Origin of the sequence: Streptomyces sp. NPDC042638, assembly GCF_040647235.1 — a bacterium.
GTDB lineage: Bacteria > Actinomycetota > Actinomycetes > Streptomycetales > Streptomycetaceae > Streptomyces > Streptomyces rameus.
In genome coordinates this window covers 78,189-86,907 of sequence record NZ_JBEZBT010000027.1, presented here as the reverse complement: position 1 = coordinate 86,907, position 8,719 = coordinate 78,189, and the positions used below count along the sequence as shown (strand labels likewise).

9 protein-coding genes are annotated in these 8,719 nt (G+C 73.4%); 1 reads left to right on the top strand and 8 read right to left on the bottom strand.

What is annotated here, in order from left to right; all coding sequences use genetic code 11:
• Window positions 1-112 precede the first annotated feature (112 nt).
• The 7 genes from AB0B40_RS22145 to AB0B40_RS22115 all read right to left on the bottom strand — a co-directional run bounded on the left by AB0B40_RS22145 (window position 113) and on the right by AB0B40_RS22115 (window position 6,917).
• Entirely contained in the window at window positions 113-1,120 is a 1,008-nt protein-coding gene (locus AB0B40_RS22145) for an aminoglycoside phosphotransferase family protein (protein ID WP_362265132.1), read from the bottom strand.
• Window positions 1,098-2,252 carry a hypothetical protein gene (locus tag AB0B40_RS22140; protein WP_362265130.1) on the bottom strand — a complete coding sequence of 385 codons (1,155 nt, stop codon included), beginning with the start codon at window positions 2,250-2,252 and terminating at the stop codon, window positions 1,098-1,100. The genes AB0B40_RS22145 and AB0B40_RS22140 overlap by 23 nt, the downstream gene beginning before the upstream one ends.
• Window positions 2,249-3,136 carry a glycosyltransferase family A protein gene (locus tag AB0B40_RS22135; RefSeq protein ID WP_345046320.1) on the bottom strand — a complete coding sequence of 296 codons (888 nt, stop codon included), beginning with the start codon at window positions 3,134-3,136 and terminating at the stop codon, window positions 2,249-2,251. Before AB0B40_RS22135 ends, AB0B40_RS22140 begins: the two co-directional genes overlap by 4 nt.
• Window positions 3,133-3,801, bottom strand: a complete 669-nt coding sequence (locus AB0B40_RS22130; protein ID WP_345046319.1) for an AAA family ATPase — start codon at window positions 3,799-3,801, stop codon at window positions 3,133-3,135. Before AB0B40_RS22130 ends, AB0B40_RS22135 begins: the two co-directional genes overlap by 4 nt.
• A 26-nt stretch (window positions 3,802-3,827) precedes the next feature.
• Window positions 3,828-5,192, bottom strand: a complete 1,365-nt coding sequence (locus AB0B40_RS22125; RefSeq protein WP_345046317.1) for an FAD-dependent oxidoreductase — start codon at window positions 5,190-5,192, stop codon at window positions 3,828-3,830.
• Between the two features lie 115 nt (window positions 5,193-5,307).
• On the bottom strand, window positions 5,308-5,463 hold the full coding sequence (locus AB0B40_RS22120; RefSeq protein WP_261705746.1) for a hypothetical protein: 156 nt from the start codon (window positions 5,461-5,463) through the stop codon (window positions 5,308-5,310).
• Between the two features lie 194 nt (window positions 5,464-5,657).
• Window positions 5,658-6,917 carry a nucleotide sugar dehydrogenase gene (locus AB0B40_RS22115; RefSeq protein WP_345046315.1) on the bottom strand — a complete coding sequence of 420 codons (1,260 nt, stop codon included), beginning with the start codon at window positions 6,915-6,917 and terminating at the stop codon, window positions 5,658-5,660.
• Window positions 6,918-7,183: 266 nt separating this feature from the next.
• Here AB0B40_RS22115 and AB0B40_RS22110 point away from each other — a divergent pair, with 266 nt between their 5' ends.
• The gene (locus AB0B40_RS22110) at window positions 7,184-7,891 is read left to right on the top strand and encodes a hypothetical protein (RefSeq protein ID WP_362265127.1); all 708 of its coding nucleotides are present in this window, start codon (window positions 7,184-7,186) and stop codon (window positions 7,889-7,891) included.
• 49 nt (window positions 7,892-7,940) lie between these two features.
• Here AB0B40_RS22110 and AB0B40_RS22105 read toward each other — a convergent pair whose 3' ends face one another.
• Window positions 7,941-8,717: an ABC transporter permease gene (locus AB0B40_RS22105; RefSeq protein WP_362265125.1), complete on the bottom strand. Its 777-nt coding sequence runs from the start codon at window positions 8,715-8,717 to the stop codon at window positions 7,941-7,943.
• Between the last annotated feature and the right edge of the window lie 2 nt (window positions 8,718-8,719).

The window sequence follows — 8,719 nt, the reverse complement described above, 5'->3', positions numbered from 1 at the left end:
CGCTCGTCGGACCTGGCCCGTGCGGTCCGTCCGTCGCTCGTCGGACCTGGCCCGTGCGGTCCGTCCGTCGCTCGTCGGACCTGGCCCGTGCCGTCCGTCAGCCGGCGGCGCCTCACCCGCGCACGGTCCCGTCCGTCGTCCGCAGTAGTTGCCGGGCCCAGCCCAGCAGCCGTGGCGCCCAGCCGGGGCGCTCGTGCGGTTCCGCCGCGTCGATGAAGTGCGTGTAGGTGACGAGCTGGTTGAACGCGGCGACCGGTTCGGCGAGCCGCCACACCGTCCGGCATTCGGCCGCCGACATCAGTGGTGACCAGCTCGCGAAGTACCGGTCGAGGGCGCGGGCCCGGACCCCGGGGTCCGGACAGCTTCTGAGGGCCGCCGCGATGTCCAGGAACGGGTGGCCGACGGCGGATTCCGCCCAGTCCAGGAACACGGTCCGCCCGGTCGCGGGAGCCACGCCCCAGTTGCCCGGGTGCAGGTCGCCGTGGACGAGGCTGTCGCCGGGGGGAGCCGCGGCCAGTGCCGCGCACAGCTCGGGCAGCCGGTCGCAGGCCGCGGCCAGCCGGGCGGACTCCGGTGCGCTCAGCGCGCCCGGCAGCCCCGAGCGCGGCCCGAACAGAGCGCTCCGCGACCCCGTCGGCACCAGGCGGGCCAGCGCGAGCGGAGTGCGCGTCCAGCAGCCGGCGGCGGCGAGTTCGGCGGTCCGGCCCAGCCAGTCGCGCTGCACCTCACCGAGGGCGGCCAGCGCCCGGCCCCGCCCGTCGTCCGGCAGCCGCGTGCCCGGCCGTAGGCGGACCTCCCGGGTGCACCAGCCGTCGCGCGGCGGCCCGGGAGCGAGGACCTCGGGCACCAGCCCGGGGCGGCGGGCGGCCAGCAGGGACAGCACCCGGCCCTCGTGCGCCAGGGACGGCAGCGACTGCTTGTAGAAGACCGTGCCCCCGCTGGTCGGGCAGCGCAGTACGACCGACAGCGACCAGCGCTTGACGTCCTCGACGGGCCCGGTGCGCCGCAGGCCCGCCACGGCCAGCCGGGCGTCGATGACGGCGACCGCGCGCCGCCGCCAGCCGGGCAGCTGCCAGGGCCGTGCGAGCGGGCCGGCGTCAGTGCCGGAAGAAACGCTCACCGGTCACGATCCAGCTCATGCCGTGGGCGTCACAGGCGTCCCGCAGCGCGTCCGCCCCCGTCGAGCCCGCGGGGGTGACCAGCTGGGTGACACCCAGGCGGGCCGCGATCTCGACGACCTCGACGAACGGGAAGTGGTTGTCGGCCGCCAGGGTCACCCCCGACAGCGGTGGCGTCGTGGTCCAGTCCGGTTCCCGGTCGGCGTCCCGCGGGTCCGGCAGGACCCGGGCGAACTCGGCCCGGACCGAGGGCGTCAGGTCGCCCTCGGCGAGACGGGCCCGCCACACCGCGCGTTCCGCGGGCCCCACACCCTCCCGGAACCCGAGTCCGAGGACGTCCGGATGCCGGCGGCGCTGCCAGGTCCGGGCGCGGGCCGCGGCCAGACGCGTGCAGTCCAGACGGTTCTGCTGCCCCATGCCGATGCCGATCGTGGCGCCGTCCACGACGAAGGCCATGGCGTTCGACTGGGCGTGCCGGACGGCCGCGACGGCGACGGCCAGGTCGTCCGGGCTGCCGGGTGTCCCGCACTCGGGGTGTGTCCCGCCCGCGAACCCCGGCAGAGGTGCGGCCGAGCGCGTCAGCCGGAGCCCCGCCGTCTCGACGGACTCCCGCGTGCGCACGCCTCCCGCGGCCCGCTCCTCGGCCCGGTGCCCGCGCATCAGGATGAACCGGCCGTGGTGGAAGCGGGAGAGGTCCGCCAGCGCCTCCGGGGCGAAGTCCGGGGCGATGACCCCGATGGCGTTGGCGAAAAGGGGGGCCTGCGCCGCCGTGACCGGCTCCGACACCGCGACGAAGTCCCCGTAGGAGCACTTGGGCGCGGTGTGCCGGGCCCGTACGACGGCCCGGCCGAGGGGGTCGTCCGGCAGCGGACCGCGGTCGTGGAAGGTTTCGTCCCCCGGCGCGAAGGGCCGGCCGAGCGCGATGCCCGCGGGGGAGGTGTGCTTGAACGAGGCGCAGGCGGCCACCCCGGTCCGGTCACGCAGGGCCCCCACCGCTTCCCAGGCTCCGAGGGCGTCGAGCACGTTGATGTACGAGGGGCTGCCGTGCAGCAGCGCGAAGGGGGGCCGGCCCGCGACGACCGGTTCCGCCCAGGCGGTCTCGTGCGGGTTGAGCCCCCGGGACAGGGTGATCATGTCGTCTCCGGCACGGTGAGGGGGGAGGGGCGGAAGGGCGGTTCGGACCGGAGGGCGCCCAGTACGCCCGTCTGCCAGCCGAGTTCCCAGACCAGGGCGGACAGGGCGGCCGGGGCTCCGGCGCGTGCGGCCGTGACCGGCACGCGCAGCCAGTCCGCCAGATGGGCGCGCCAGGTCACGGGGGTGGTGCCGTGAGCGGCGAACTTCCGGCGCAGGGCCACGATGTCGTGCCCCTGGAACCGGCCCCTGCGGAACCTGCCGCGGTGCGTGCCGCGGACACTGACCGACACGACGGTGTCCGCCACGCCGATGGCGCGGCCCGCCAGCTGAGCCCGCCAGGACAGGTCGACGTCGGCGAGCGCGGGCAGCCGCTCGTCGAAGCCGCCCAGCTCGTCGAACAGACCCCGGGAGATGCCCATCAGGCCGCCCAGCACATGCGGCTTGAACAGACTGGCCGTCAGCACGTCGCACAGCTGGTCGGGCGGCGTTCCGCGCAGCACGCCGGGCGGGTTGAGCCGCCGGTAGTCGATGCGCGCCGTGACCAGTTCGGCCTGGTCCAGCGCCGCCGCCATGGCCGCGATGTGGTCGTCGGCTATCTCGTCGTCGGCGTCGAGGAACAGCAGACGCTCGCCGCGGGCCGCGCGTGCACCCGTGTTGCGGGCGGCCCCGGTGCCCCCGCGCACGGGGCGGGTCACGATGCGGGTGTCGGCGGGCAGGTGGTGCCGGTGGGCGTCGACGGTGGCCGCGAGCGCGTCGGTGGAGCCGTCGTCGACGATCAGCAGACCCCACTCGTCGTCGGTGCGCTGCCGGCCGAGCGCCGCGAGCTGCCGGCCCACGCAGTGCGCGCTGTTGTGGCAGGGGACGATGACGTCGATGCGGCTCACGGGGTCTCCAGCAGTTCGCGTCCGGGCGCGGCGGCGGCGTCCACGGCACGGAACAGGTCGAGCAGCCGGCTGTCCTCGTGCGCACCGGTGGTGTTGCGGAAGACGTGCACCGGCGGGAGGTAGGGCGGCGGATCGTCGAGGAGCAGCGTGCGGTACACCTTGCTGACCTTGTCGAGGGTGTAACTGTTCTCGTAGTGCCGCATGCTCTTGCCGCGGGCGACGACGCGGTCCGCGGCCAGGGCGACGGGGACGTCGAGGTAGACGATCAGGTCGGGCAGCAGCGTGCCGTGCGCGTGGTGGCGGTCCAGCGTCTCGCGCGCGGGGATGCCGTAGAGGACTTCCAGGTAGGCCGCGTCGCTGAAGATGTAGCGGTCCGACAGCACGGTGCGGTCGCGCAGCAGGTCACCGATCGCGCCGGCCTGCAGCTGCTTGTCGCGGAAGTACGCCTGGGTGATCCGCCGGTGGCTGTGCCGGTGCGGACGGTCCTCGCGGACGTCGATGATGACGCGCGCCGCCTGCGGGTCGAGCCACGAGTGCTGCCCGATGCGGGACAGGGGGCGCCCCTGCGCGCGCACGTGTTCGGCGATGAGCCGTGCGGTGGTCGTCTTCCCGGATCCGTCGACGCCCTCCAGCGCGAGGAATCCGTGGTGCGTTGTGCCGGTCAAGGGGATCTCCCTGTCTGCTGTCCGGGTCATGTCGTCGGCAGGGCCGAGCGCTGGGCCGCCCAGGCGAAGGCCTCCTCCATGACCTGGGACATGGAGGAGTAGGTCCAGGTGCCGTAGCGGCCGAGCGGGGTGATGCCGAGGGAGGCGAGGTACCGGGTGGCCTCGTCGGCGGTGTCCCGGGCGTCGTCGGTGAAGACGACGTAGCCGGGGTCGTTCGTGAACACCCGGGATCCGACGATCCGGCTGTCGGGCCCGAGCAGTCCGACCGCCCCGACCCCGCGCAGCACGTCGGCCACCAGCGTGTCGTCCGCCGCGCACGGTCTCTCGGACGGTTCGAGTACCTCGGCGAGCACGCCCCAGCCGTCGGCGGGCGCCATGTCCGGGTCGAACTCCGTCATGAAGACGAGGCGGGTGAAGGGCACGTCCTCACGCGTGTAGTAGCGCCAGTGCCCGGTGTCGCGGGGGCGCGGACCCTGGACGGCGAGGGCCACCGACCGTACGCGGTTGCGGGGCAGCGCACGGCAGCGCCCGACGAGCGCCTCGGGCGCCCCGTGGCACAGCTCGACGGTGTTGGGCAGGGGCAGCGTGGAGACGCAGTCGTGCGTGTAGCGGAAGTCGGTGACGCCCTCGGGTGAACGGGTCCGCACGGTACGGGACTCAGGGTCGACGGCGGTGACGACGTGCCGCAGCCGCAGGTCCGCGACCTGGCCGGCCAGCGCCTCGGAGAGCACCTCCATGCCGCGCCGGCCGCCGCGTGCGGGCCGCGGATACCAGCCCCGCGCGTTGTAACCGTCGGCCGGCCGGGCCGAGTTCGCGCCGCGCTCGATCTCCGCGACGCTGGGCCGGGTCAGGTTCCAGTGGAAGCCGGACGCCGAAAGCGTGCTGAGCGGCCGCTGCCACAGCTTGCGGTTGTACGGGAAGAAGAACAGCTCGCACAGGGTGCGGCCGAAGGCGCTCAGCAGCAGTTCCTCGTAGTTGCCGGGCGCGGTGCTCCGCGCGTGTGCGGCCCGCAGGTCCGCCAGGCACGCGGCGCGCACCTCGGCGGGCAGGCCGAAGAGGTTCAGCTGGACGGGGAAGCGGGTGGTGCCCCGCACCGTCTCGACCCGGGCGTCCGGGGGGCACGGGCGCAGGACGTCGCCGAGCAGGGCGCGGACGCGTGCCTCCACGTCCGGGTGGCTGAAGTAGAGCAGGTGGATGACGTGGTCGAACCAGTGGTCCCCGATGCGTTCGGTGCGCACCAGGCCACCGGGCCGGTCCGCGGCCTCCAGCACGACCGCCCGGTCGTCGAGCAGGGATCCGGCGGCCAGACCGGCCAGTCCGCCGCCGAGGATCAGTACCTCGGTCTCCACTTCGCGGTCCGCAGGGTCCGCCCACGGGGACGGGTTGAGCATGGTGAGCCACCTCGCAGTGCCGGCAGGGACGGGCGCCGGGCCGCGGGCGCGCGGCGGGCGCGGGAGACCCGGCGGGCGGCTGCGGACAGCCGCCCGCCGGGCCGGGCGAAGCAGATCAGACGGCGTCCGAGGTCTGCTCGGTGATGTGCTCCCACGGCTTCACCGAAACCGCCGACGAGTGGGCGGTGTCCTTGGCGCTGACGGACTCCAGGTCGTAGGACTTGACGGCGTCGACGAACGCGTCGAAGGAGATCTCGTTCTTCTCGGACATGATGTACCTCTTTCTATTCCGTCGGGGAATCCGTTGATTCCCTGGAATGAAATTATCAGCGCCCGCACGGTCGAATCAACGAATTGCGGGAGCGATGATTTCCGATATCCGCAGTCCCGTATTCCGGAAATTCCGAAGCCCCGGTCGGCATCCTTGTCGTCCGGATGCCGGCCGGGTGCTCCCGCGGGCCGGGGTCAGAGATGCACCACGCGCGCTCCGACGGTGCGGCCGCTGGTGTCGAACAGCAGCGGAGCGGTGTCCGCGAGGGCGGCCAGGTCGTAGTCCAGGTGCGGCTGCAGCAGGACGACGAGATCGGCGTCGGCGACCGCTTCCTGCAGTGACTCGGCCCCGGCCACGCTCCGGCCGTTCAGCCGCAGGGTGCGCAGATGGGGATCGTGGAAACCGACGAGGGCACCGAGGTCCAGCAGCAGTTCGGCCACCCGCACCGCCGGTGCCCCGCGGCCGTCGGCTATGTCCGGTTTGTAGGTCGCCCCGAGCAGCAGAACCCGCGTGCCGCGGACGCTGCGCCGTCGGTCGTTGAGGAGCCGGACGATGCGGTCGACGACGTACGCCGGCATCCGGTCGTTCACCTCCTGAGCAAGCTCCGGCAGCCGCAGTGGATGCCCGGAGGTCCGGCCGCTGAACGCCAGATAGCCGGGGTCCACCGGGATGCAGTGGCCGCCCACCCCCGGACCCGGCCGGAACGGCTGGAAGCCGAACGGCTTGGTGGACGCGGCGGCCACCACCTCCCACACGTCCACGCCGAGTCCGTCGCAGTACACCGCAAGCTCGTTCACCAGCGCGATGTTGACCTGCCGGTAGGTGTTCTCCAGCAGCTTGGTGAGTTCGGCGGCCGCCGGCGTGCTCACGGTCACCACCTTCTGCACCATCCGCTCGTACAGCGCGGTGGCGGCCTCGGTGCAGCGGGCGGTGACGCCGCCGACGACCTTCGGGGTGTTGTGCAGCCCGAACGCCGGATTGCCGGGGTCGACCCGCTCGGGGGAGAAGGCCAGCAGGAAGTCCTCGCCGACCGTCCGCGAGCCCTGCGCGAGGAGGGGCAGCAGGACGTCGGTGGTGGTCCCCGGATAGGTGGTCGACTCCAGCACCACGAGCGCGCCCGGGCGCAGGCGCGGCGCCACCAGGCGCGCGGCGTCGAGCACGGCGGTCAGGTCGGGCACGGAGTCCCGCAGCGGCGTCGGCACGCAGATCGTGACAGCACCCGCCCCCGCGATGACGTCCGGGTCCGCCGCCGGGGTGAACCCCGCGGCCAGTGCCTCGGCGATCTCCTCGTCGGAGATGTCGTCCACGTAACTGGTTCCGCGGGCCAGGGCGGCGACGCGGGCGCCGTCGACGTCGAAGCCGGCGACCCGCATGCCGTTGCGGGCCGCCGCGGTGACCAGCGGAAGCCCGGCGTAACCGAGTCCGACGACGGCCAGGTCGTACTTTTCAGCCACGGCCCCGACTCCTTCCCACATGGCGGAAGAGGATTCTGTGATCCGCCCCGGACGGCGGCACGTCCCAGCAGGATGACCGAGAGGCACATCCCGGGGCCAAGGAATTGCGGAAATGCGAACGGAAGAGGATATCCGCCCTGCCCCGGCCCTGCGTGAATACGCATTCTTCGGGCCCGGGGAGAAGAGGCGGGCCGTTTCGGAACCTTATGTCGTTACGATCGCCGGACAGCATCCAGAATCCGTGGACCGAAAACCGGGAGGGAATTGTGACGAGCCTCGAAGAGGAGACCACGACGACGGCGGCGGACGGGGCGGACGGGGCGGACGGGCGCTGCCGCACGCTCACCCACCGCCCCCGCCTTCCGAACGTCATGCCCGACGTCGACGGGTTCCTCGGCCGCTGGAACGCCCCCGCCGCGCCCCGCCGGGCCGCCCGGCTGCTCAGGAGCGCGGACGGCAACATCAACACGGTCGGCCTCCCCGGCATTCACGAGGCGGACGACGTCGACCCCGCGCACCCCCAGTGGCGCGCCGCCATCGAGGACGGCGTCTGGCCCCTGGTGGACGCGCTCACCACGGGCGACTGGCGGCTCGTCACCTACGACAGCTGCCAGGGCCACGCCTACGGCTCCCCGTCCCTCGCGCCCGGCTGGCGCCGCGTCGGCGTTCTGCCGCGCACCCGCGAGGAGTTCAGGCGTACCGCGGCGGCCCTGTGCCGCTGTGTGCACGCGGCCGCCCCGTCCGTCCCGGCCCCGGTACGGATCACGCTGAGCACCTGCGATCTCACCTGCGGGCGGAGCGGGCGCACCCACCCCGTACTGGACCTGGGGCTGGAACCGGCTCCGGGAGCCGGCGGTGACGCCTACTTCGCGGCGGTCGACACGGCCACCGAGGCGCTCACCGCCGCACTGCTCACGCAGCGGCCGGCCGCGGACGAGCCGTGCGGCTGCGCGGCCGACGCCCGCCGCCGGTAGGCCGGTAGGCCGGTAGGCCAGTAGGCCGGTAGGCCAGTAGGCCGGTAGGTCAGTAGGTCAGGTCCAGGGTGCCCGCCCGGCGGGCGGGCACCGCGACCAGCCAGCGGAAGGTCACGACCGCCGCGACCAGCCACAGGCCGGCCGTCAGCACCGCCGGCACCACCGGACCGAACACCTCGGCCGCCGGACGGTTGTCGCTCACGGCCCGCAGCGCCCGCAGCGTATGGGTCAGGGGCACCGCCTGGACCACCACCCCGACCCCCCGCGGCCAGAAGCCCACCGGCACCTGGACACCGCAGAACGCCATCATCGCCAGGTAGGCGCAGTTGGACACGACATTGCGCAGCCGCGGCACGTTGACCACCAGCACGGCCAGGAACAGCCCGACGCAGTAGGTGCCCAGCGCGGTGAGCGCGATCAGCAGCAGCACCGGCGGAACCTGCGCCGCGCTCCAGGTGACCCCGAAGAACGGGCCGAGGCCGAACAGGGCCACCGACGCGGTGGCGACCCCGCTGACCGGCCAGTGCAGACTGCGTCCGACGAACACCCACACCGGGTCCGCCGGACTCGACACCAGCAGCGAAAGCGTGCCGGCCCTGCGTTCCCCGCTCGTCGTCGCCACCACGGCCATGGTGTCCACGACACAGGTCATCAGCGCGTTGCCGAGCGCCAGGTAGCGCACGGCACCGGGCTGGTCCAGCACCCGGCCGAGCCCGGTGAAGAACAGCACCTGGGCGAGCATCCTGCCGAGCCAGCCGAACGACCAGCTCCGCCAGGTGTAGGTGGCCTTGAAGTCGGCCACGGCGTTGAGCAAGCCGTAGCGCACGA